The sequence below is a fragment of the Flavobacterium sp. 28YEA47A genome (assembly GCF_041262125.1).
In the GTDB taxonomy this organism is placed as follows: domain Bacteria; phylum Bacteroidota; class Bacteroidia; order Flavobacteriales; family Flavobacteriaceae; genus Flavobacterium.
Genome location: NZ_JBGCCI010000001.1, coordinates 180,543 through 204,488, shown reverse-complemented (window position 1 = coordinate 204,488; position 23,946 = coordinate 180,543). Strand labels below are relative to the sequence as shown.

The 23,946-nt window shown below is 35.8% G+C and carries 23 protein-coding genes; 12 read left to right on the top strand and 11 right to left on the bottom strand.

What is annotated here, in order from left to right; all coding sequences use genetic code 11:
* Positions 1-57: 57 nt before the first annotated feature.
* Together ABH942_RS00945 and ABH942_RS00940 are read right to left on the bottom strand one after the other, a co-directional pair.
* Positions 58-1,326 carry a hypothetical protein gene (locus tag ABH942_RS00945; protein WP_370029059.1) on the bottom strand — a complete coding sequence of 423 codons (1,269 nt, stop codon included), beginning with the start codon at positions 1,324-1,326 and terminating at the stop codon, positions 58-60.
* Positions 1,327-1,414: 88 nt separating this feature from the next.
* Positions 1,415-2,287: a helix-turn-helix domain-containing protein gene (locus tag ABH942_RS00940; RefSeq protein WP_370029057.1), complete on the bottom strand. Its 873-nt coding sequence runs from the start codon at positions 2,285-2,287 to the stop codon at positions 1,415-1,417.
* Positions 2,288-2,405: 118 nt separating this feature from the next.
* Between ABH942_RS00940 and ABH942_RS00935 the strand changes: the two genes are divergently transcribed.
* Complete coding sequence (locus ABH942_RS00935) at positions 2,406-2,771, top strand: DUF983 domain-containing protein (protein WP_370029055.1); 366 nt, start codon at positions 2,406-2,408, stop codon at positions 2,769-2,771.
* Between the two features lie 134 nt (positions 2,772-2,905).
* Here ABH942_RS00935 and ABH942_RS00930 read toward each other — a convergent pair whose 3' ends face one another.
* The 3 genes from ABH942_RS00930 to ABH942_RS00920 are packed head-to-tail and all read right to left on the bottom strand — an operon-like array spanning position 2,906 to position 7,605.
* Positions 2,906-4,078: a PepSY-associated TM helix domain-containing protein gene (locus tag ABH942_RS00930; protein ID WP_370029053.1), complete on the bottom strand. Its 1,173-nt coding sequence runs from the start codon at positions 4,076-4,078 to the stop codon at positions 2,906-2,908.
* A 5-nt stretch (positions 4,079-4,083) separates the two neighbouring features.
* Positions 4,084-5,184 (bottom strand): PepSY-associated TM helix domain-containing protein, encoded by a 1,101-nt coding sequence (locus ABH942_RS00925; protein ID WP_370029051.1) that lies wholly within the window; start codon positions 5,182-5,184, stop codon positions 4,084-4,086.
* Positions 5,185-7,605, bottom strand: a complete 2,421-nt coding sequence (locus ABH942_RS00920) for a TonB-dependent siderophore receptor (RefSeq protein ID WP_370029050.1) — start codon at positions 7,603-7,605, stop codon at positions 5,185-5,187.
* A 365-nt stretch (positions 7,606-7,970) separates the two neighbouring features.
* Here ABH942_RS00920 and ABH942_RS00915 point away from each other — a divergent pair, with 365 nt between their 5' ends.
* A complete protein-coding gene (locus ABH942_RS00915; RefSeq protein WP_370029049.1) occupies positions 7,971-9,029 on the top strand; it encodes a WD40/YVTN/BNR-like repeat-containing protein in 1,059 nt (352 codons plus the stop codon).
* Positions 9,030-9,033: 4 nt separating this feature from the next.
* Here ABH942_RS00915 and ABH942_RS00910 read toward each other — a convergent pair whose 3' ends face one another.
* The 4 genes from ABH942_RS00910 to ABH942_RS00895 form a co-directional block, all read right to left on the bottom strand.
* Positions 9,034-9,465: a sensor of ECF-type sigma factor gene (locus ABH942_RS00910; RefSeq protein WP_370029047.1), complete on the bottom strand. Its 432-nt coding sequence runs from the start codon at positions 9,463-9,465 to the stop codon at positions 9,034-9,036.
* A 2-nt stretch (positions 9,466-9,467) separates the two neighbouring features.
* On the bottom strand, positions 9,468-9,878 hold the full coding sequence (locus ABH942_RS00905) for a hypothetical protein (protein WP_370029046.1): 411 nt from the start codon (positions 9,876-9,878) through the stop codon (positions 9,468-9,470).
* A 30-nt stretch (positions 9,879-9,908) separates the two neighbouring features.
* Positions 9,909-10,451, bottom strand: a complete 543-nt coding sequence (locus ABH942_RS00900) for an RNA polymerase sigma factor (protein WP_370029044.1) — start codon at positions 10,449-10,451, stop codon at positions 9,909-9,911.
* A gap of 147 nt (positions 10,452-10,598) precedes the next feature.
* Entirely contained in the window at positions 10,599-11,750 is a 1,152-nt protein-coding gene (locus ABH942_RS00895; RefSeq protein WP_370029042.1) for an SRPBCC family protein, read from the bottom strand.
* Positions 11,751-11,881: 131 nt separating this feature from the next.
* On the opposite strand from ABH942_RS00895, the gene ABH942_RS00890 reads away from it, so the two are divergent.
* The 3 genes from ABH942_RS00890 to ABH942_RS00880 all read left to right on the top strand — a co-directional run bounded on the left by ABH942_RS00890 (position 11,882) and on the right by ABH942_RS00880 (position 16,425).
* A complete protein-coding gene (locus ABH942_RS00890) occupies positions 11,882-13,915 on the top strand; it encodes a dihydrofolate reductase (protein ID WP_370029040.1) in 2,034 nt (677 codons plus the stop codon).
* A gap of 350 nt (positions 13,916-14,265) precedes the next feature.
* Complete coding sequence (locus ABH942_RS00885; protein ID WP_370029038.1) at positions 14,266-15,714, top strand: DUF6794 domain-containing protein; 1,449 nt, start codon at positions 14,266-14,268, stop codon at positions 15,712-15,714.
* 327 nt (positions 15,715-16,041) lie between these two features.
* The gene (locus ABH942_RS00880; protein WP_140001342.1) at positions 16,042-16,425 is read left to right on the top strand and encodes a nucleoside triphosphate pyrophosphohydrolase family protein; all 384 of its coding nucleotides are present in this window, start codon (positions 16,042-16,044) and stop codon (positions 16,423-16,425) included.
* Positions 16,426-16,649: 224 nt separating this feature from the next.
* On the opposite strand, the gene ABH942_RS00875 is transcribed toward ABH942_RS00880, so the two are convergent.
* Positions 16,650-17,717, bottom strand: a complete 1,068-nt coding sequence (locus tag ABH942_RS00875) for a branched-chain amino acid aminotransferase (RefSeq protein ID WP_370029036.1) — start codon at positions 17,715-17,717, stop codon at positions 16,650-16,652.
* A gap of 287 nt (positions 17,718-18,004) precedes the next feature.
* Here ABH942_RS00875 and ABH942_RS00870 point away from each other — a divergent pair, with 287 nt between their 5' ends.
* The 4 genes from ABH942_RS00870 (at position 18,005) to ABH942_RS00855 (ending at position 20,128) form a co-directional block, all read left to right on the top strand.
* On the top strand, positions 18,005-18,643 hold the full coding sequence (locus tag ABH942_RS00870) for a DUF4920 domain-containing protein (RefSeq protein WP_370029034.1): 639 nt from the start codon (positions 18,005-18,007) through the stop codon (positions 18,641-18,643).
* A complete protein-coding gene (locus ABH942_RS00865) occupies positions 18,643-19,098 on the top strand; it encodes a lipoprotein (RefSeq protein WP_370029032.1) in 456 nt (151 codons plus the stop codon). Before ABH942_RS00870 ends, ABH942_RS00865 begins: the two co-directional genes overlap by 1 nt.
* 18 nt (positions 19,099-19,116) lie before the next feature.
* Positions 19,117-19,782 carry a tRNA (5-methylaminomethyl-2-thiouridine)(34)-methyltransferase MnmD gene (gene mnmD / locus ABH942_RS00860; protein WP_370029030.1) on the top strand — a complete coding sequence of 222 codons (666 nt, stop codon included), beginning with the start codon at positions 19,117-19,119 and terminating at the stop codon, positions 19,780-19,782.
* Positions 19,783-19,930: 148 nt separating this feature from the next.
* Positions 19,931-20,128 (top strand): hypothetical protein, encoded by a 198-nt coding sequence (locus ABH942_RS00855; RefSeq protein ID WP_056070947.1) that lies wholly within the window; start codon positions 19,931-19,933, stop codon positions 20,126-20,128.
* A gap of 28 nt (positions 20,129-20,156) precedes the next feature.
* On the opposite strand, the gene ABH942_RS00850 is transcribed toward ABH942_RS00855, so the two are convergent.
* A complete protein-coding gene (locus tag ABH942_RS00850; protein ID WP_140001346.1) occupies positions 20,157-21,101 on the bottom strand; it encodes a hydrogen peroxide-inducible genes activator in 945 nt (314 codons plus the stop codon).
* A 118-nt stretch (positions 21,102-21,219) separates the two neighbouring features.
* Here ABH942_RS00850 and ABH942_RS00845 point away from each other — a divergent pair, with 118 nt between their 5' ends.
* From ABH942_RS00845 to ABH942_RS00835, 3 genes are all read left to right on the top strand, one after another.
* A complete protein-coding gene (locus tag ABH942_RS00845) occupies positions 21,220-21,699 on the top strand; it encodes a Dps family protein (protein ID WP_370029028.1) in 480 nt (159 codons plus the stop codon).
* Positions 21,700-21,853: 154 nt separating this feature from the next.
* On the top strand, positions 21,854-22,147 hold the full coding sequence (locus tag ABH942_RS00840; RefSeq protein WP_370029027.1) for a hypothetical protein: 294 nt from the start codon (positions 21,854-21,856) through the stop codon (positions 22,145-22,147).
* Between the two features lie 85 nt (positions 22,148-22,232).
* Positions 22,233-23,903, top strand: a complete 1,671-nt coding sequence (locus tag ABH942_RS00835) for a SulP family inorganic anion transporter (RefSeq protein ID WP_370029025.1) — start codon at positions 22,233-22,235, stop codon at positions 23,901-23,903.
* The last annotated feature ends 43 nt before the right edge of the window (positions 23,904-23,946 follow it).

Sequence of the window (23,946 nt, the reverse complement as noted above, 5' to 3'; positions counted from 1 at the left end):
GGTACAATGAAAAAGGCGATCATTTTTTGACCGCCTTTAAAAAAAATCTATTTTATTTTAACCTCTGGAACCTCCGCCTCTTGAGCTTGAATTTCCTCGTGATCCGCCTCCATCATTGCTTCTTGACTGTTGTGGAGCACTTTGTCTTGGAGCTGAATTGCCTCGGCTTATATTTGTATTAGAAGGAGCACTGTTTCGGGTTGGTGATTCAGTTCTACTAGGTGTAATTGTTCTGGTAGGCGTTTCATAACTTCTTGTTGGCGTAGTTCGGGTGTTTTCTACTCTGGTAGGAGTTTCAACACGAGTACCTGTAGTTCTTGTTGAATTAACAGGAACTGTTGTAGCTTCAGAACGTGTTGTATTTCTCGTTGATGAATTCAGATTACGATCTGCATTTCTAACTTCATTCGTTCTGGTTTCATTTGTTCTTGTCTGGGTAGAATTACCTTTGTTTATTGTTGCAGAATTTCGTGTCCCTGTTGTCATATCACGTGTTCCTGCCGCATTACGTGTTCCGTTTGAATTACGTGTTCCGTTTGAATTACGTGTACCCGTCACGTCAGCATTTCTGGTTGATCCGCTTCTTGATTGAACCAATTCATAACGGTTGCTCACATTGTTGTTTCTTTGGGCAAATGATCTGTTAGGATACAGTCTTTCATATCCGTCAGAACGTCGGCCATTGTTGTATATTGATGCAGCTCTTGGATTTCTTCCTGAGTTTACATAATAATAGTTGTTATGTACATTTATATGGGTATGAACATTTCTCTGATATCTGTAAATCGGATAAGGATTCCAGGTATGGTAATAGGTTGGATAATAACTCCAATACCACGGAGAATAGTAAGGTCTGTAATGATTTGTCCAAAATACATTAAAAATTATAGGTCTTGTGACATATACCGGCTCATAGATATAGTTTGTTCCATACATATAAACGTCACCTACTACCTGAACTTGTACATTATTGTTGTTATCTCTCTCAACTTCAATGGTTGCGACATCTTGATAAACATCACGATCTAAAACAGATTGGATAATTATCACGTGGATATTGTTTTCTACAGTTTCGATAACTCGCAGATAATCTACTTTATTGTCACCATTCAGGTCAAGATTTGAAATCTGCGCTTTTGGGTCGTTCAACCTTCTTTCAAAATCTGCCAAATCCTTAGAATCTCCAAAGATGGAAGCTACGGCTCTAAGATCAAGGTTGTCGCTAATATCACGGCTATTGGCTGTGACTGTCGTCCTGTCTTGTGCCTGGATTTGTGTCGCAAATAAAAATGCGAATAGGGCAGATGTTATAAATTTTGCTTTCATGATTTCTACTTATTTTAAGTGTTCTTGACTGATAATATTTTTCTTTACATGCTAATATCCAATATCCGTGCCAAGTTTTTTATTAAGACTAGTATAGTTTTAAAAACCCAGTAGGAGTAAGGCCTGAATTCTTCTTAAATAATTTTGAGAAGTAGGCATAATCATCATACCCTAAGGATTCCGCAATGGCCGAAAAATTATTTTTAGTATGTAAAAATCTTCTTTTTGCTTCAAGGATAATCCTATCCGTGATAACCTCAGAAGCTGTTTTTCCAATTGTATTTTTTGTAATTCGATTTAAGTGTTTTGGACTGACGTTCATCCAATCTGCATATTGCGAAGGTGATTTTTCTGTGATATAATTTTTTTCAATGAGATCTTCAAATTGTTGAAATTTTTCAGAATAAGTGCCTGATGTTATGGTTTTTGGAGCGTTTTCTGTTAAATATAATCGCGATAGCTCGATGTAAATAATATCTATATAGCTTAAAATAAGCTGCTGCTGAAAAGGTTTATCACTTTGGTATTCCATCAAAAGCTTTTGGAATAAAAATTCTGTTTCTTCTTTCTGCTTCTTGTCTAAAGCTATATGAGGCGTATTCTGGATGGAATAGAAAAACGGGAACTGGTGCATTCTGTTGTGAGAATAGTGCAAATCGTAAAAATTAGCAGTATGTGAAAAAATATAGCCGTCAATATCTTCAGAAAGTTCCCAATGGTGCGTTTTGCCGGGAGCAAGAAGGAACAGGCTTCCAGGTTTGATTTCGTAGGAATTAAAATCGATTTCATGTCTTCCTGAGCCTTTTGTAAATAGTATGGTCAGGTAAGAATTGTGTTTGTGTGGCCTTGTAATCTTGCTGTGGTTCTCTAAAATATGTGGCGGAATCTTATTGACATAAAAATCCTTTTGGCCTTTGCCTAGCTGTAATTGGCTGATGTCTAAAACGCTGATCATTTCCATATCATAAAGATACAAATAAAACTCATATAATGTCCGAATAGTACAAATATTAGCGTAATTAACCTATTGTAAGATGCTGATTCCTTTCGGAACTTTGTCCTAATAAAACAATAGAGTTATGTCATTCTTAAAAAATGTAATTCAGAATAAATGTCCCAATTGTGGAAAAGGTAAAGTGTTTAAAACAAACGGTAATCCGTTTTTGTTCCAGATGCCCGAAATGCATCCTGAATGTTCAGAGTGTGGCCATAAGTTTGTAAAAGAACCTGGTTATTTCTTTGGAGCGATGTATGTGAGCTATGCGTTGGCTGTTGCAGAAATGGTAGCTACATTTTTTATTTCAAGATTGTTTGTAACGAGTTTGGTACACAGTCTTTTGTTTATCGTTGCTGCAGCATTCCTGCTTTGTACGATTAATTTCAGGTATTCCAGATTATTATGGATTTATATGTTTGACAGTAAGGCTAAGGCTAAAGCTAATTAGCATAAAATACTAGAGAATAATTTTAATTTTTTGCCGCAGATTACAAAGATTTCCACTGATTTTTCGACATGAATCATTTTAATCTGTGTTAATCTGTGGCATTATAGTATCAACAGATTTATTTGTAAATCATGTTAACTAGCTCGAGTTGCTTTTTTCTTGAATTTGCGACCATACCAGATTAAGAATCCCGTTACAGGAAGCATTCCGCAGATAAGGCTTGCTATGAAAGCGATTATTTTGCCGGGAATTCCGAGGATTGCCCCAACATGCAGGTCATAATTAGCCGTAATTAATTTTTCTCCGAAATTTTTTTCTGAATGGTTTCTGTTCAAGAGAATTTCTCCTGTTTTTTGTGCAAAACGCATTTCGTGTGAAACATAATAAGTGTTTTCGTTTTGCTGCACATAAATATCCACGGTTGCTAAAGAATCGGTTGGTTTTCTTAAACTGAAAGCATCGGCATCAGGATAAGCCAATTTTGTTTTCTCTAAGGCAGTTTCCATCACATCAGAAATTTTCGGAAGGTTTTTATCGGCTTCTTTTGCTATAACTTCAGGTCGTTCAGTAGTACCGGAACCTACTGCATAAACACCCGCCTGAAACCAGGAAAATGCCCAAACCATTCCGGTAAAAGCGATGATTAATGCAATTGTGGCTATATAGAATCCGAAAATGTTATGGATGTCATAGTTTTTTCTTTTCCAATTTGTCGTCTCTTTCCATTGGAATCGAAAACGCTGTTTGCGTGCGGCTTTGTTTTTTGGCCACCATAAAATAATTCCGGTAATAAGCATGATGACGAAAATAAATGTCGACCAGCCAACAATTTGCTGCCCGAGGCCTATTTCCAGTAAAAGACTCCAATGGATGTATTTCACAATATTGAAAAAGTCCATTTCTTCATCATAAACGGCTACGATTTCTCCGGAATAAGGATTTACATAAATGGATTTATAATAATCGATCGCCCCAAAATAAGTAATTGCATTTTCGTTTCCTTTATAACAGCCAAAAATCCATGCTTTTTCCAGATTGTTAGAAACCTTTACGCTTGAAATTTTAATATCATTTCCGATTTTTTCCTGAGTATCGTCCCAAAGTTTTGAAATAGGAATAGTAGTAGATTCAACTTTTGGAACATACATGGCGTCCTTGCGAAGCGCTTCTGTGATCTCAACACTAAAAACATAAATACAGCCCGTTACAGAAAGCAATAAGACAACTAAACCTGAGGCCATACCGAGCCAAAGATGTATTTTTCCTATCCAATGCTTAAACCCGTATTTGCTTTTCTTTTTTGCCAAGGGAACTATTTTTTTGATTTTTTATTTCTTCTTCCCCAGAAAATGATAAATCCTGTAACTGGCAAGGCTGCTGCTAACAAACTCAATACAAAAGCAATTATCTTTCCGGTCAGGCCAAAAAACTGTCCAGTGTGCAATCCGTAATTCATTTCCTGAAGTTGCATTCCCGGGCTTTTATTCTCGTATAAGTCAGAATTTAGGAGCTGTCCGGTTTTAGGATGGAAATATAAATTGGACTGATGGTCAAAATCCAGAGCATCAGGATAAGAACCGGTTACGATTGCATCTTTTTCACCCTGATACCAAACAAAAAACATTTCATCGTTAGGTTTGGTTTTAAAGGCCTGTGAAAGCGCAATATCCATAGGATTCGCTTTTGATGTAGGCACCAATGTAGAATCGATTACCGGCGTAAAATTGTCTTTAGGATATTCCTGTCCAAGATTTCCAACAAAATACATTGTCTTGTGCATCCATTCATAAGAAAAAGTCAGTCCTGTTAGGGCAATAATCAGCACAAACAGCGAAATATAAAATCCGGTTACGTTGTGCCAATCATAATTCACACGCCGCCATTTAGCGTTCCATTTGATTTTGATCCTGTTTTTTAAATCCTTACGTTTTTTAGGCCACCATAAAATGATTCCGGAAATAAGCATTGCGATAAAGATGATCGTTGAAATCCCAACGACTTGCTTTCCGATTTCAGGAGGCAACCAAAGATGCATATGCAGGTCTTCAATGATGGCAAAAAAATCATCTTCGATGTTTTCCTGCTTTAAAAAAGCTCCGGAATAGGGATTAAAATATAGATTATAAGGTTTGCCATCGATTGTTGAATAAACAATGGCCGGCCTGTCTTTTCCATTAAAAACAACCATATCTGCTGTTGCTTTCGGAAATAATTCTTTGGCCTTGAATTGTAATTCTGAAGCTAAAATATAAGACTTGTTTTCGATGTTTACTTTCCGGTACGCTCTCGTAAGATCTTTGATCTCGTCATGGAAGCAGAAAATTGAACCGGTGATACTCACTATAAACACAATAAGCCCGGAGGTTAGTCCGAGCCATTTGTGTAAGAATCTTATATTTTTTTTAAAACTCATTTAAAATTTATACGATACGCTTCCCATGAAAGTTCTTGGAGCCTGTACGTTGATTGTGGTATAACCGTTAAAATACAATTCGTCTGTCAGGTTATTTACTTTTAGGGAAAGCCTGTATTTTGGTTGGTCATAATACAATGCCGCATTGATAACCGCATATGATGGCAAAGAGAAAGTCTGGACATCGGCATTATTTCCTGAACCGGTTGGGTTTCGGTTGTAAATAAATGTCTTATCGGCATAATTACCACCAAAACCAAAACCTAATCCTTTCAATTTTGTAGTTTGTAAGCTATAACTAATCCAATAGTTAATCATGTTTTCTGGACCTGCTGTTTCTGGTCTAAGTCCATTTACATCGGCTGAAGCATTGTTGATTTTGCTATTGTTGAATGCATAGCCAATGATAAAGTTTAGCCCGGGAATTGGATTGGCTGTTACTTCAGCCTCAAAACCTTTACTGGTCTGATTTCCGTCCTGTACGCTGGTATTGGCTAATTGTCCGGCTCTAAGGATATCTTTAACTTCAATATTATAATAGCTGAAAGTTGCACTTAGTTTGTTCTGGAACGTATTGATTTTTACTCCGGCTTCAAACTGATTGGCCTGTTCCGGGTCAAAAGCTTTCAATTGCGGTGTTCCATTAACGTCTGCCAATTGGTAACCAATATTTTTAAAACTGTTCTGGTAATTTCCAAAAACAGAAACCTGATCTTTTATGACCTGATATACCGCTCCGAATTTTGGAGATAATGCATTTTGGGAAAAAGCACCAGAAGTTGTATTAGCAGCCGGATCAAAATTTCCATCGTTGTTATAGTGGTCAAAACGCAATGCTGCTGAAAGAATAAGCCTGTCGGTTACATTAATAACGTCAGAAATGTAAGCACTGTAAGTTGTCAATGAATTATGCGTCTTATAATGTGTTCCCTGTGCAAATAATGCTTCTGCGGCTTGAGGCGTGAAATTATAATAATTGTCGTTAGCACCTGCATAGTTTACCGTATCAAAATAGAAGAAAGTAGGCAAGTATCCATAACCGACTTTACTTTCTAAACGATAGATATCACCGCCTAGCAAGAATCTGTGTTTCATTCCGAAAAGGTCAAATTCTCCATTGAAGTTTTGTTGGAATTCGATGATGTTGTCTCTTCCGTCTATATTCCATACGTTTCTTGACATTTCATTATTTCCCAATAAGTAAAACCAGGTTTGCGGCCCAACAGATTGGTTAGAACTGGTACTAAAAACAGTCTGTGATTTCCAGTTGTCAGACATCTGGTAGTTTGCCTGTGCAAAAATATTAGCTGTTTTTGTATTCATCATAAATTCGTCGCCTACAAATGATCTTTTCCAGTTCATTTTGATATCACTGGCACTATGAAGTCCCAGACTGTTTGGCGTTTTGTCAAAAGGGATGTAAATCAGCGGCATAGAAGAAGCATCAACATTCGATAGCTCTGCATCGATAGAAATTGAAAGTTTTTCATTTACCTGATACGAGAATGATGGCGCAAAAAAGTAGCTTCTTGTATGTCCATAATCCTGAAAAGTATTAGCGTTATTATAAGCTGCATTTACTCGTAATAAAGCCGTATGGTCATCATTAATTGGCGTATTGACATCTACAGTTAAGCGGTTTAATCCAAAACTTCCTGCCTGATATGAAATTTCCCCACCAAAATTATCGTAAGGTTTTTTTGTCACACGATTGATTAAACCTCCATAAGAAGTAAGCAAGCTGCCAAAAAGAGTTGCAGATGGACCTTTAATACTTTCCACTCTTTCCAGGTTTGAAGCATCAACGTTATTTGTGATTTTTCCGGCAATACCGTTTCTTAACAGGCTTTGCGTAATAAATCCACGGGATGAAAAGTAAGAACCACCATCGCCAACACGACCTGTTGAAGCCCATAATTGATATAAACCCGGAATATTTTTTAAGGCTTCATCCTGATTGACTACTAACTGGTCTTTCATTAATTCTTTGGTAACAACACTGTAAACCTGAGAGTTTTCAAGGTTTTTGATTGGCATTTTTGAAACATAATTACTTTCTGCTTTAGTATATCTGTTGATGTTGCCAGTAATTACGACTTCAGCCAATGTTTCATTTTTGCTACTCAATAGAATGTTTTCCAAAGTTGTTGTTACATTTTCTGAAATAATAAAAGCTACTTCTTTAGAAGTATAACCTACAAAAGCAATTTTTAAGGTATAATCACCCGGCTTTATATTTTGTATTTCAAATTTACCATCAGAACCGGTTTGTGTTCCGAATCTTGTGCCATTTACCGTAACTGTTACTGATTCAAGTGGTGTATTGTCTGTTGAGACAACTCTACCATTTAAAGTTCCGTTCTGTGCAAATGCAATGGCGCTAAAGAGAACAATGGAGAGTGTCATTATAAACTTATTCATTGTAAGTGAGATTTGTTTGAGTTTAAAAATTTGATGCAAAAGTAATTCTCAAAAAATAAGCAGACAAGATTTATTTAGAACAATTAAAAATAAAAACAAAGATTTGTAGTTTTTTTAAAATATAAAGAGTATAATTGTGTTAATAGTTTTTTTATTCTTTATATCCTGCAATATGTTTATCGAATGTTTTTCTTTTATGAGAAAATGTTTTTTTAATGTTTTGATTATGTGGATTTAAGGTAATCTTGCGTTTTAGATAATAAATGCATTTCAACGAATTTTTATGCTTTTTGCTGGTTGTCAGCGGCGATTTTGAGATTCTTATGAGTTCTTTTGTTTCTTTGTACCTCTAACCAAAAACAACTATGAGAAAAATACTACGTATTTTTTTATTGCCCCTTGTATTTGCCCAATGCAAGCATGAAATAATAACACCAGAAAAAAGCAATTATTTTTCAGGTGTTATGATTGATACACTTTGGCAGGATAATTTTAGTATAAGGGCAATTCTGATTGACAATGATAAGATATGGTATGCCGCTGATCAGGGAAAATACGGATATTATAATTTAGCCTCAAAAGAAAAATTTCAAAAAGCGATTTTCAGAGACAGTATCCATCCTGAATTCAGAAGCATTGCAAAAAATAGCAACGCTATTTTTGTGATGAGCGTTGGTACTCCCGGATTACTTTATAAGGTAGCAAAAGATGGTTCTGATACAAAGCTGGTCTATAAAGACGATCACGAAAAGGCATTTTTTGACTCGATGCAATTTTGGAATGATAAGGAAGGCATAGCAGTTGGCGATCCTATTGGCGACTGTTTTTCTATAATTATTACTAAAGATTCAGGAAATACATGGCAGAAAATACCATGTGATAAACTTCCAAAAATAGCCGAAGGAGAAGCTGCTTTTGCAGCCAGCAATACAAATCTTATCGTAAAAAATAATATGGCATGGATTGTTTCAGGAGGAAAAAAAGCACGGATTTTTTATAGTTCAGATAAAGGAAATTCATGGGAAGTTGCGACAACTCCAATTATTCAGGGTGAAGTCATGACAGGTATATTTTCTGCCGACTTCTATGATGAGAATATTGGATTCATAGTGGGAGGAAATTATGAAAAGCCGGAACTGAATTCAAAAAACAAAGCATTGACAATCAATGGCGGTAAAACCTGGACATTAATAGGTGAAAATACAGGTTTTGGCTATGCTTCCTGTGTGCAATTTGTCCCTGAATCGGGAGGAAAGCAGCTAGTGACAGTAGGCTATTCAGGATTGCAGTATTCTTCAGATAATGGAGCTACCTGGAAACAGTTTTCTAAAGACAAAGACTTGTATACGATTCGTTTTATTGATAATCACACAGCAATTGCTGCCGGTAAAAACAAAATTATCCGCATACTATTCAAAAAATAAAGCCCTATTTTTTAGGGCCTTTATCTTTATATTGTCGTAATAGTTTTCGGTTAAAATCGTCTTCTGCTTTTTTCAGTTTTAAGATTTTTACAGGCGATAGTATGGATTTCAAACTACTGACCAGTTTTCTCCTGTTTTGGAACAATTCGTTTTCATAATCTTCCATCTGGTTGATAACTGCTAACGCTTCTTTATCCGTCATGGAATCAATAGCGTCAATTTTTTTCCCCAAGGCGCGCATTTTCTGATGCTTTAATTCGAATTGTTTTTCATCAAAAGCATTATAAACAGGCCAGAATTTTGCAGCTTCATCAGCAGTAAGCGAAAGTTCCGTAGTTATAAAAGCCGTTTTTAAAGACTTGATTTGTTCTCTTTTATCGTCTTGGGCAGAAGCGGTCAATCCAAAAACGAGCAAAATAAGAAATAGATTTTTCATAATTATTCTGTTAAGTAGTTCTCTAAATTAGTATTGTCAGACAAGGCGCTTTCAACAACAGCATCATCAATTTTCAGGTCAGATTCCAAAGCCTCGATATCTTGTTCATCAAGAAGATTCACCAGATCATATTGGCTTATATTGGATTGGTAGGCCAGATAATTTTCTAGGGCTTCACCATCAATTGATGGATTGTTGCTGGATTTGTTTAGAAAAGGAATTGAAATTCCAATAACTAGTACAGCTGCAGCAGCCACAATCCAATTGCTTCTTCTCTGAAAAATAGAGCGTACCGGTTTTTCATCGGCATCGATCCTCGCAAGCATCTGTTCCGAAAAATTTTCAAAATAGCCTTCGGGAGTTTTAAATCCCGGCTTTATTTTTGGTCCGTTTTCTAAATTAAATGAGTTCATATTCTTTTGACTTTATAAAACCGAAAAGGTTTAATGTTTGAGCATATATTCTTCCACTTTCTTTACAGCATAATGATAAGAGGATTTTAAAGCGCCTACAGAAGTGTCCAAAATTTCAGACAGTTCTTCATATTTTAATTCTTCAAAATAACGCATCTTAAAAACCAGCTGCTGTTTTTCCGGTAATGTTGCAATAGCTTCCTGAAGTTTTAGTTGAATTTCATCACCTTCAAAATAATCATCGGCTTTTAGGCTTTCGATTTGTTTTTGCTGGAAATTTTCACTGGTCATGCCATTTCGTTTGGCCTTCGCATTCAAAAAGGTTATGGCTTCATTGGTTGCTATCCGATACAGCCAGGAAAACAATTTGCTTTCTCCTTTAAAATTTTTCAGATGCTGAAATACTTTCAGAAATGTATTTTGCAAAACATCATCGGCATCATCATGGTTTAGGACGATATTACGAATATGGCTATACAAAGGCTTCTGATAAGAAGACAACAGTGTTTGAAACGCCTTATTCTGCGTTTTCGGATCTAAAAGATCTTTTATGAAAGCCTGTTCGTCCAGCAAAAGCAATTTCTTTATAAGTAAGACTAAAGATAAGCGAAAAGGTTTAATCTATCAGGATACTTTAAGAAAATAGGAATTACAAGGTGATAAACCCTACCATAAAAAAGCCAGGCAATAGGCCCGGCTTTTTAATATTTGATACTTTTTCTATTCTATGACTTGAGCTTCTCTAACAACAGGTTTGGCAGGAGTTGCCGCTTTTTTAGTGCTTGTTGGAGGCGTAGTAGTTGTACTCGTAGAAGTTCCAGTAGCAGCTGGATTTGGAACTGCTTCTGTTGTGGTTGATTGGCCAACCGGAACATAAATTTCAGTTACCCATTTTGATGGATTTTTAATCTGGGCGGCAGAAGTTACATAAACTTCAATATAGCTCCCGGATTTATTTTCTGTCAGGTTGTTCTTTTTGATATGAGCCAAAGCTTTATCCCAGGCTTCTTTTCCGTGTGAATAGTCGCCTTTTAAAGTTGTTTTTAGAGCCTGGAAAGGTTCAAGCTTGCCGCTGGTATAGTCGCTTCCTTCTGCAGTAAAAATTTCTTCGCGCATTGGAAGGCATACAGAGAGGCTTGCCTTGTTGTTCGGAACATCATAAACATTATATAAGATAAAAGGACTTCCAGTCAATGCAATGTTGTTGTCTTTAAAAAAGCGAAGCATGCTTGGCAATATCAATCCTACATTTTTTTGAACCTCCGAAATCTTACAGGTCACTTTTTGCTGGAAATAATAACCTCCTGATTTTTGGACAACACCATCTACCTGTATCGAATAGGTATTGATTTCAAAGGAAATTACCTTGTCAAGTTTAGCAAGTGTACGCTCCTGCATGTTGCCAATCATTTTTTCTGCTCCACCTTTTAACACGGCATAGGCTTTATCCATAAAGCTAAGTTTTCCTTTAGAATGCCAAGTGACTTTTGTTCCGCCAACCGTATCTTTAAAAGTTAGGTAGGCTTTACCTTCATTGCCTGAAAAAGTAACTTTTTGGACAATACTGTCATTTTCTTTTTCAAATACTGTTTCGGTCTTTCCTTCACCATAACTGCCTTTCCATGTATAAAATGCACCTTTTCCAATAGTAGTGTCGGAATAGGCAAACTGCATAGAAGGATCGTCGTCTTTCCAGGAACCAAAATCCTCCCAGTTTTTGTAATCGTTGACATAACTGAAGACAACCGATTTTTGCGCCTTGATGACTCTGCTCTGTTCGGATTCGTATTCACCCGGCTGTGTTGCCACATAAACAGTTATTCCGACAACGGCTAGAATAATAAGAAGCAAGATGTATTTCAGTATTTTCATAAAATTTTTTATTAGGCGCTTTTCGTACTGCAAAAGTAAGAAAAATAGTTTGATATCGATTGGAAGATTATCTCGTATCAGTTCCGTTAAGAAATCATTATATTTGTTTTTTAGTAACTAAAACTGAGCATATGAAATTAAAAACCATTGCAGGAATGTTTCTTGCATCGGCGCTACTTGTCTCTTGCGGAAAAGACAAAGAAGAGCCGAAAGAAGTCACGGCAAACACAGGAGATTTTCAATATGAAGTCGAGCAGTTTGCAGATATAAAAGTATTGCGTTACCAGGTTCCGGGTTGGGAAAAACTTACCCTTAAGGAACAGAAACTGGTTTATTATCTGACGCAGGCTGGTATGGCGGGCCGTGATATTCATTGGGATCAAAACTACAAGCACAATTTAAAAATCAGAAAAGCCTTAGAGAATATCTATCAAAATTATAAAGGAGATAAGGCTTCAGAAGATTGGAAAAACTTCGAAATCTATCTGAAAAGAGTGTGGTTTTCAAACGGAATCCACCACCATTATTCCAGCGATAAGATTAAACCGGCTTTTTCAAAAGAGTATTTCCAGACCTTGCTTTCTGAAACAAAAACAACTCTGGCTCCTGAAGTTGTAGAAATATTGTTTAACGATCAGGATGCTAAAAAAGTAAACCTGGACGAATCAAAAGGATTGCTTGCAGGTTCTGCAGTAAACTTTTATGATAAGGGAATTACAGACAAAGAAGCTGAAGAGTATTACAAGACAAAGAAAAGTCCGGATGCAAAAAGACCGTATTCTTTTGGATTGAACTCAAAATTGGTACGTAATGCCAAAGGCCAGATTGAAGAGAAGGTTTGGAAAAGCGGCGGCATGTATGGGCCAGCTATCGATAAGATTGTTTATTGGTTAGAAAAAGCTCAGGGTGTTGCTGAAAATAAAAAACAAGGCGATGCGATTGGCTTATTGATTAAATATTATAAAACCGGAGATTTAAAGACATGGGACGATTATAACATCGCCTGGACAGAAGCTACGGAAGGAAATATTGACTATATCAATGGATTTATTGAAGTATACAACGATCCGTTAGGATACAGAGGATCTTACGAATCAGTTGTACAGATAAAAGACTTCGATATGTCTAAAAAAATGGAAGTGATTTCTTCTAATGCACAATGGTTTGAAGACAATTCGTCTTTGATGCCGGAGCATAAAAAGAAAAATGTTGTAGGTGTTTCCTATAAGGTGGTTGTTGTAGCTGGTGAATCTGGCGATTCTTCACCTAGTACTCCAATTGGTGTCAATCTTCCAAATGCGGACTGGATTCGTGCTGAACATGGCTCAAAATCGGTTTCATTAGGAAATATAGTAGATGCTTATAACCATGCTGGCGGTACTGACCGTTTGAAAGAATTTGCAAACGACAAGGAAGAAATCGAACTGGAAGAGAAATATGGTGAGGTTGCAGATAAATTGCATACGGCACTGCATGAAGTGGTAGGACATGCATCAGGGCAAATAAATCCGGGTGTTGGAACGCCAAAAGAAACTTTAAAAAGTTATGCTTCGACTTTAGAAGAAGGAAGAGCTGACCTGGTTGGATTGTATTACTTATACAGCCCAAAATTACAGGAGCTGGGTCTGGTTGACGATTGGAAAAAAGTAGGTATGGCAGCTTATGACGGTTATATCAGAAATGGATTAATGACACAGTTGATTCGTTTGGAACCGGGAGCTGACATTGAAGAAGCGCATATGAGAAATCGCCAGTGGGTGAGTGCCTGGGTTTTTGAAAAAGGTAAAAAAGATAACGTAATCGAGAAGATTACCCGTGACGGTAAAACGTACTTTAATATTACAAACTACGAAAAACTTCACGAGCTTTTTGGACAGCTTTTGAGAGAAACGCAACGTATTAAATCTGAAGGTGATTTTGCAGCTGGAAAAGCATTAGTAGAAAACTACGGTGTAAAAGTAGACCAGAAACTGCATAAGGAAGTTTTAGAAAGAAACAAGAAATTCAAATCGGCTCCTTATAGCGGATTTGTAAATCCGGTTTTGGTTCCTAAGACAGATGACAAAGGAGAAATCATTTCTTTTGAAATCACACAGCCTAAAACATTTGCAGAGCAGATGCTTTATTATTCTAAAACGTATGGTTTCCTTCCTGAAGAAAACTAACAGAAATTAAAGCATAAAAATCAGCCCCAAATAGGACGTAACTATTTGGGGCTTTTTTATTTAGTTTTTTTTGAAAACATTTTTGTTTATATTTGAACATCTCCCATGCCAAAATAAGTATCTAAAAGCTAATAACATGAAACAGCTTAAACGCACACCTTATTTTTTCGTGTCGGGAATATTCCTCTTCCTAAGTTGCCAGACCGAAGAAATTCCTTTCAATACTACTTTTGAAATTTCCTTAAAACAACAATGTCCAAAAATTGAGTGACATAATGCTGCAGGCAAATTAATTTGAAGTGCCTATTCGATACTATTCAAAATTTAACAACCTAAATATTATACACCACATGAAAAAAAATTATCTTATAATAGCCATGTTATCTCTGCAATCCTTACATTGTCAGATTTCAGGAGGATTAGCTTCTAGCTCAGAAACCTTCTCTTCCAATGGGATATATAAACTAAAATCATTTTCATATGATGATATGGTACCCAATTTAAAGGGAGAATCTTTTGTTGTCTATAATGATAAAGGCGAACGTAAAAATTTCTATAAAATTAACCGCTCGTTTGATTTATGGGATAGTGAGCCCTTTTTTGTGGCAATAAGCAATGATGGAAGAAAAATCATTTATATTAAAAACAAGGTTTATTACCGTGGTGAGGAGCATAAAGATGTAACTATATATCTTGATGGTAAACTTACAAAAACGTATACTACTGAAGAGTTTATCGATTGTGACCGTCAAAAAGAAAAATGTGAAATGTTTTACGAAAATAGAGATCAATTGTTTAAACCTTCTAGGGCAACCTTTTTGGAATACAATGAGAGTGTCACTGAGCAGGATAAATTCCTAAATAAGAATTATGTATTCAATAAAAACGATACAATTTATATTACAGATGGTAGAAAAAAGGTCACTCTGTTTGATTTAAATAACCTGAATATTATTCAGTCAAAAATAAATTTTGATTCTCTCTATCCCAAAATTAAAAATGTTGAGGTAAAGCGAAGCCGTACATCTTTTTATAAGTATCCCTATAAGTATATTACTGATATAGAAGATACTCAAAACATGAAAAAACTATCTCAAATAATAAGTGAAATATCAAATCTAAAGTATATTTCATCACGTGCTGAGGATTATCTTAAATATAAATTGCATAAAATAAAATTATCAGGCTATATGAACCGCAGCGGAAAATTTGAGATAGATAGTATCTCAACAGATCCGATTTTTGATCAGCAAAAAATTATTAACTACATTAATAATACAGTATTCAATACCGATTTCATTACTGAAGGGATTGATAAAATTTATGTTGATAATTTTTATGGTGGTTACAGAAGTTTTGATGATAAAATTGCAGAGAAAGAGACTATAGAAGCGAAGAAAAAAGAGGGGGAAGAATACAAAAAACGCCTTACATTAGATAAAATAGGTAACTTTTATATTCCAAAAAATCTATATGAATGCAATACTGAATTGGATAAAATATTGGATTTTGAAAGCAAAAAAAAGCTCACCGAAGCCAAAGACTCCTCTAGATTTAATTATCATGGCGGGGGATTAGGCATTTGGATCAGAAATAATTGGGGAATCAATGGAGGTTCCCGATTACTTAAATATTTTCAGGATCGGAATATTGGGAAAGAAGCATTTGAAAATGACTTCATATCCGCTACTATTATAGTGCAATATATTAAATGGTTGAAAGGTGACAAAAACGCTTGGGAAAAATGGGAAAAGCAAAATCCTGTTAAAAAAATTAAAGGCAGTAGTAAAACTAAATAAAGGATAAAAGAATTTTGCTTACAAAATAGCCGTATAAAGCCGAAATAACATAATAGGTTTAATGCTTCAAATAAACCTTTATAACAAAAAGTAAACCGATAAAAGCTAAAAAGCCTAATAAAACCAGATAACTTCTTTTGTAAAATATCTTGTGTAGTTTCAAATCTTTTCGGTAGGCATAAATCATCGCTACTATAAATGCGATAACAAAGAAGCCGGCAAAAGTCCATTGACCTTGAGTAAACATAGTGGATAAGTTTTTATGCAAAAGTAATTATTTGTATCCAAAAGTCAGTATTTTGCAGTACCATTTAATTTTTTAAAATCATGCAAAAACAACTCAACGCAGTAAAAGAATTCCACCAGGCATTTGGCCTTGGCGTAAGCGAAACACCAAAAGGAGATTTAGGCGAAAGCAAAAATATGCTACGCTATAATTTGATGAAAGAAGAAAACGAGGAATATCTTGAAGCCGTTCAGAATGACGATAAAATTGAAATTGCAGATGCTTTAGGTGATATGCTTTATATTTTATGCGGAACTATTATTGAGCACGGATTACAACATAAAATTGAAGAAGTTTTTGATGAGATCCAACGTAGTAATATGAGCAAGTTAGGAGAGGACGGAAAGCCAATCTATCGTGAAGATGGAAAAGTGATGAAAGGCCCAAATTATTTTAAGCCTGATTTCTCCCTGATATTGAAATAAAAAAAATCCCGAAACTATTTCGGGATTTTTTTATGAAATTATCTAAAAGCCAGAAAATACAAACCGACCCAAACTGAGATAAAAAACAATCCGGGATAAACGACTGTACTAATGTTCTGCTTTAATTTTTTCGTTATGGCTAAATATAAAACATAAACAATAAACGCAATTAAAAGCCCGATGGTCATAAATGGATATAGCATATTTTTATATTTTTAAAGTTTCTAAATCTTAACCGTCCAGCCAAAAGGATCTTCAGCCAGTTTGTATTGAATATTGGTCAGTTTTTCTTTCAATTTCAAAGCAATAGAGTTCTCTACTTTTGGAAGCTCAAAATATTCGCCTTTATATGAAAATCCAACAATCGGATTCACTACGGCAGCAGTTCCTGCTCCAAATATTTCTTTTAAAGTTCCGTTTTTAGCTGCTTCAACCAGTTCCCAAACCAAAACAGAACGTACCTGCATATCAATACCTTCTTTTTCAGCAAGAGTAATAAGGCTTTTTCGGGTTACGCCATCCAGGATTCTTTCGCCTGCCGGTGCCGTAAACAAAGTATCGTTGATTCTGAAAAAAACGTTCATGGTTCCCGCTTCTTCCAGTTTTGTATGCGTTGCATCGTCTGTCCAGATAATCTGCTGAAAACCGTCTTTGTTTGCCAATTGTGTAGGATAGAACTGTGCAGAGTAATTTCCGGCTGCTTTTGCTGCGCCAATACCGCCATTGGCAGCACGACTGTAATGTTCGGCAATAATTACTTTTACTTCTCCAGAATAATAGGCTTTTGCAGGAGAAAGAATAATCATAAAACGATATTGTGATGACGGGGCAGCTACAACACCTGTGCCTGTTGCAATCATAAACGGACGGATGTAAAGCGTATTGCCTTTTCCTTTTTTAACCCAATCCTTTTCTATTTTTAAGATTTCATGGAGACCGCCTAAAAATACTTCTTCAGGAACTTCAGGCATGGCCATTCTTACCGCCGATTTATTGAATCGGTCAAAATTTTCATCAGGTCTGAAAAGCCAGATAGCATCATTATCGTCTTTGTAGGCTTTCATACCTTCAAATATGGCTTGCCCATAGTGGAATACTTTTGCTGAAGGATCAAGAAGGAAAGGCTCATAAGGCTTAATGACAGGCTTTTGCCATTTTCCATCTTTGAAATCGCAAACCAGCATATGGTCAGTAAAGATGTTTCCGAAGACAAGATTTTCAAAATCCACATCATTTATTTTGGTCGATGATGCCCTAATAATGTCAATTTCGGTATTATTTTGTAAATTCATTGGTTGAGGTTGGTTTAGGTTTTAAATAATTGAAAATCAGCAAATATGATTTATGGTTTGATGCCAATTTCCAATAACACTTATTAATGCTAAATTAATAAAAATTGGAAAGTTTTTGGACAAAAAGGGAATTATATTCCCTTGGGCAGTTGCTTTTCCTGAATTGATCGCCTAAGGTTCAAAATCTTGTATATTTAGCAATGAAATTTAAAATTTATTAATCAGGAAGAGGCTACTTTTGAGGAAACTCTCTATTTTTGTAACGAATTAAAAAACCAATACCAATCATGAAAAATATATTTGTTTTGGCTTGTTCGCTGGCAATTTTTGCAAGCTGCGCCGATAAAAATAAAGAAGTAGAAAAAACGGAAGAAACTATTGAAGCTCCTGCCGATAGTCTGCCTAAGACAGATTCGGTTGCCGTAGCACCTGTAGAAGCAACACAAACTGTTGAAGTTGAAACTAAAACTACAGCTAAACCAGAAGAAGTAATTGAAGTAACTCCGGCTAAAGAAGTCAAAGTAGAGTATGCCTCATTTGGAAATAAGATTTTAGCTGATAAGGCTTTGAGTAAAGAACAGATGTTCCAGAAATACAAGTCTATGAAAAAAGGAGACACGATAGCGGTGAAATTCAAATCGAAAATCAACTCTGTTTGCAAGAAAAAAGGATGCTGGATGAAAATGGAATTGCCAGGTCAGGCAGAATCTTTTATACGTTTTAAAGATTATGGTTTCTTTGTTCCGCTAAATGCAGACAACCAGGAAGCCATCGTAAGCGGAAGAGCTTTTGTTGACGAAATTTCTGTTGCTGAGTTAAAACACTATGCAAAAGATGGTGGAAAATCACAAGAAGAAATCGATAAAATTACTCAGCCAAAAATTACCTATGCTTTCCAGGCTGACGGAGTTTTAATCAGTAAATAATGAAGAAATACCTTTTGATTTTTGGAATTATTATAGCACTTTCAAGCTGTAATAAGAAAGAAGAAGTACAGCCCGTTGTTAAAAAAGAAGTTCCTGAAAAAACCGCAGGAGCAAAAGAGTTTGAGATGTATGAGATGTCTGAAATGGCAGCGCTTATGGAACAGATGTATGTGGATAACCAACGTTTGAAAGAACGTATTAAAAATGGTGATACTATTGGCAAGTTTCCTTCTCATTTTTTAGAAATTCATAAAAGAGCCATGACGGATGAGGCTGAAAACGATGCTTTTTTTAAAGAACAGGCAGCCGTTTTTATTAAAGCCCAAGAGCAGATTTATCAAGATCCTAAAAATGCCAAAGCTCATTTCAACAAAGCTGTCTCAGCTTGCGTTACCTGCCATGAAGTGAAATGTAGCGGGCCGATTCCAAGAATCAAAAAATTATTTATAGAATAACAAATTCATGCGGCTATAATGAAAAGAGAAATTATCCAGACTTCGGATGGTTCGACATCAATTCTGCTTCCTGAATGGAACGAAACCTACCATTCAAAACACGGAGCCATACAAGAAGCTAAGCATGTGTTCATACAAAACGGACTTTCCTTATTTCAGGGTCAGTCCGTTTCCATTTTAGAAATAGGTTTTGGTACCGGACTCAATGCATTTATAACGTATCTGGAAGCGCAAAAGATTCAGCAAAAGATAGAATACACCGGAATTGAAGCCTATCCGGTAGCGGCAGAAGACGTGCTTAAAATGAATTATGTTGCAGAATTGGATGCTGTAAGCGAAAAAGGCATTTTTTTAAAAATGCACGAATCGGATTGGAACCAAACAGAAATACTGTCTCCTGATTTTTCGTTAGAAAAACGGAATATCAAGTTTCAGGAAATAACCGATACCAACCAATACGACCTGATATATTTCGATGCTTTCGGATTTAGGGTACAGCCGGAATTATGGAGTTTGGAAATTTTCCAAAAGATGTATGCGGCATTAAAGCCTGAGGGCATTTTGGTTACCTATGCTTGTCGCGGCCCTATAAAGAACGCAATGATAGGAGCAGGGTTTACAACTGAAAAGCTGCCTGGGCCGCCTGGAAAAAGGGAAATGCTGAGAGCGAGGAAGCTAAGCTGATTTTTAGTGTTTGCAAATCGAAAATTAAATGTTAATTAATACAATACTTTCTGTGAATTAACGTTTTTTTAGGGAATTGAGTGTTTAATTTCTGTAAATTTACCAAACGTTCTTACAAAAGCATTAACCTCCAAATTAAATTTTGACTATGACAAGACCTATGTTTGCTTATACGAAATCTATCCTAGAAAGAGTGAGTTTCGACCCCTTGTTGTTCTGCAAAGAGCTTGAAAAAGCAATAAGATCGCTGCTTCCATATGAAATTGAGCAATTAACGGAATGGCTTTTAAGCTACACAGTCGAAAAACCGGAATTGAAACAATGTCTATTAATTGTTAACAAATAAAAAAAGGAGCCAATCGGCTCCTTTTTTATTAATTCTTTTTTGACAGCGGACTTATGATCTGTACGTTCTGAAAAACGATAGCTCCTTTTACAACACCGGCAATAACCTGGCGCAAAGCATCAATAATGTGTATTTTTAGCTCACTTTTTGGAAATATAAGGCTGACTTCACGTGCAGGCTTTGGTTCCTTAAAATGACGTAATTTCAGTTTGTCTTTTTCTTTTAAATCTAAAGTATGCAAATAGGGAAGGAGCGTAGTACCTAATCCTTCATCAGCCAGCTTAATCAAGGTCTCAAAACTTCCGCTTTCAATCTGGAACGTTGACGATTCAGAATTGTTTACGTTTTTGCACAAGTTTAGGATACCGTCTCTAAAACAATGTCCGTCTTGCAAAAGCAATAGCGAATCCACATCAATATCTTCAACTTCTATTTCTTCTTTATGGAAGCTATGATGACTTTCAGGAAAATAAGCAACAAAAGGCTCATAATACAGGACGATTTCTTTAATTTTCTCATCTTCCAGCGGAGTAGCAGCTATGGCAGCATCTAAATGACCATTTTTCAGACGCGTGATGATTTCCTCTGTATTATGTTCTTCAATAATCAGTTTTATTTTTGGATATTTCTTGATGAAATTATTCAAAAACATCGGCAATAGCGTTGGCATGATGGTTGGAATAATCCCTAATTTAAATTCACCGCCAATAAATCCCTTTTGCTGGTCAACAATATCCTGAATCCTGTCAGACTCATTAACTATGTTTTTGGCCTGCGTTACTATTTTTTGTCCTATTTCAGTAAGCTGTATTGGTTTTTTGCTTCTGTCAAAGATTAAAACGCCTAGTTCGTCTTCAAGTTTTTGGATTTGCATACTCAGTGTAGGCTGAGTAACAAAGCATTTTTCGGCAGCAAGCGTAAAGTTTTTATTCTCGGCTACTGCCAGGACATAATATAATTGTGTGATAGTCATTGTTATAATATTTTGTGATGCAAATATAGAAAACTATAATATTTATTTATGATATGGATTGCCTTATTTTTTGTAACTTTATAGTAGATAATTTTAAGAACCATTAAAAATAACAGAAATGAAAACGAATATTTTAGGACTGCCAGTTAAAGAAACCGAAGAAATATCAAACGATTTAAACATATTGCTATCCAGCTTCCAGGTATATTACCAAAACCTGAGAGGAATACATTGGAACATTAGAGGAAAGCGTTTTTTTGACCTTCACGTGAAGTTTGAAGAGTTGTACAACGACGCGCAGCTAAAAATCGATATGATTGCAGAAAGAGTACTTACAATTGGCGGTAGGCCATTGCATACTTTTGAAGATTATATAAAAAACAACAAACTAAAAGTTGGGAAAAATATTTCTGTCGATGAAGAAGCAGTACATTTAATTGTTACTTCTTTATCGGATCTTCTAAAAATTGAAAGAGAGCTGTTAACAAAATCAGCTGATGCGAATGATGAAGGTACCAACTCAATGATGAGTGACTTTATCAAAGAACAGGAAAAAACAATCTGGATGATGAAGGCATGGCTGGAAGAAAAAATATAAGTCAGTAAAATTTTGGAAAATTAATTCCATGATTTCTATGAAAAATGCAACAACTAAGTAACTTTAGCTGTTGCATTTTTTTTTGCTGTTAAAATTTGATTAAATTAATTTGTCTTGTTTTTAAATAAGGATTGAAATTTCTAATTTCGCGGTTATGAAACTGGCTGTTAAATTAGTATTGTTAATGTTTATGACTTTTATTGTCACTCCTACTGTTGTAGGGTTGATAAAGGAGGACGTTGACACCTCTATGGTTTACAGTATGTCAGAAGAAGAGCAGCACAACCACAATAGCTGTAAAGAATTAAAAGCGGACTTAAAAGTTGCCGACTATCTTACTTTCTCTAATTACACAGAAAGTTCTTCAAGCCTTATCATTTCACAGCATAGCCTGAAACATGATAATGCCGCTTCTACTATATTTTCTCCTCCACCTGAACAGGTTTAATACAATTTTAGGATTTTGAAAACTTCAAAATCTGAGGTCGTGTTTTTTAATACGGCTAAAATCCTTGTATTAAATTTTTTTAGGTATGACAAAAAAAATCAATCTTTTTGCTAACCTTAAATCAGATTTTCCTTCTGGTTTAGTGGTTTTCTTGGTAGCATTGCCATTATGTTTAGGTATAGCCTTAGCTTCTGGAGCGCCACCATTATCAGGTATTATTGCTGGAATCGTTGGAGGTATTGTTGTTGGGTTTTTAAGCCGATCACATATCAGCGTTTCTGGCCCTGCAGCCGGCCTGACTGCAATTGTTCTTACAGCTATCACTGATTTAGGTGCTTTCAATATATTCCTGACTGCTGGATTAATCGCGGGTATGCTTCAATTGATATTAGGTTTTATTAAAGCGGGAAGTATTTCTAATTATTTTCCGACCAATGTTATTGAGGGAATGCTTGCAGGTATCGGTGTTATCATCATTTTAAAGCAGATTCCGCACGCTGTTGGATACGATAGCGATTTTGAAGGTGATGAGACTTTCGCAGAAAATGGAGGAAATGCCTTAGGATCTTTGATGGATTCGTTAGGACATTTGCAATTTGGCGCTATCCTGATTACCTTGATATCGTTGACAATCTTGATTTCTTGGGATAAAATAGCCTTCTTAAAAAGGCTGAAATTGGTTCCAGGAGCTTTAGTAGCTGTTATAGTAGGAGTTGTGCTGAATGAAATCTTTACCGCTTCTGGAAGTTCACTGGCTATTTCTAAAGAACATTTGGTTTCTTTGCCGGTTCCGCAATCTTTTGATGATTTCAAGAATATCATCGTTACTCCTGATTTTTCTGCATTCATGAATCCGAAAGTTTGGATTGTAGGTGCAACAATTGCAATCGTAGCCTCTATTGAAACGCTTTTATGTATAGAAGCATCAGACAGGATGGATTCCCAAAAACGATATACTGATACTAACGTTGAGCTAAAAGCTCAGGGAATTGGTAATATGTTGAGTTCATTTATTGGAGGTTTACCTATGACTTCGGTTGTTGTAAGATCATCTGCAAACGCAAATGCCGGAGCAAAATCCAAGATGTCGGCTATAATTCATGGTGTTTTGTTGCTAATTAGCGTAGTATCTATTCCGTTTCTTTTGAACAAAATTCCTTTGGCAACATTGGCAGCCGTTCTTTTAATGGTAGGATACAAATTAGCAAAACCTACAATAATTATGCATTTCTGGCATAAAGGGAAATATCAGTTTGTTCCTTTTATCATAACATTACTTGGAGTTGTTTTCCTGGATCTGTTAAAAGGTGTTGCTTTGGGTATCGCTATCAGTGTTGTCTTTATCTTGAGAGGTAATCTGAAAAGAGCTTACCGTTTTAGAAAAGAAAAATTTGAAGATGGTGATGTTATCAGAATCGACCTGGCACAAGAAGTATCATTCCTGAATAAGGCAGCAATAAAGACGACTTTGGCTGAAATACCTGAGAATTCTAAAGTAGTAATCAATGCATCTGATACGGTTTATATTGCCCATGATGTATTGGATTTGATTCATGAGTTTGCCACCATCAGGGCAGCTGATGAAAACATTAAAGTAAAACTAAAAGGCTTTAAAAAGGCGTATGAATTGAATGATATTGATGACAAGGCAAACCATGTTTTCTTTGAAAATTATGAAGAAGCCAGAGCCAGAAAGCAAGCCAAAGCTGATTATGACCGATGCATGGCATTAGTCGGAAAAGAAAAAGAAAATTAAAAAGAAATAAAAAGTGTCAGCAGGGCTGGCAAAAATTTAAAAA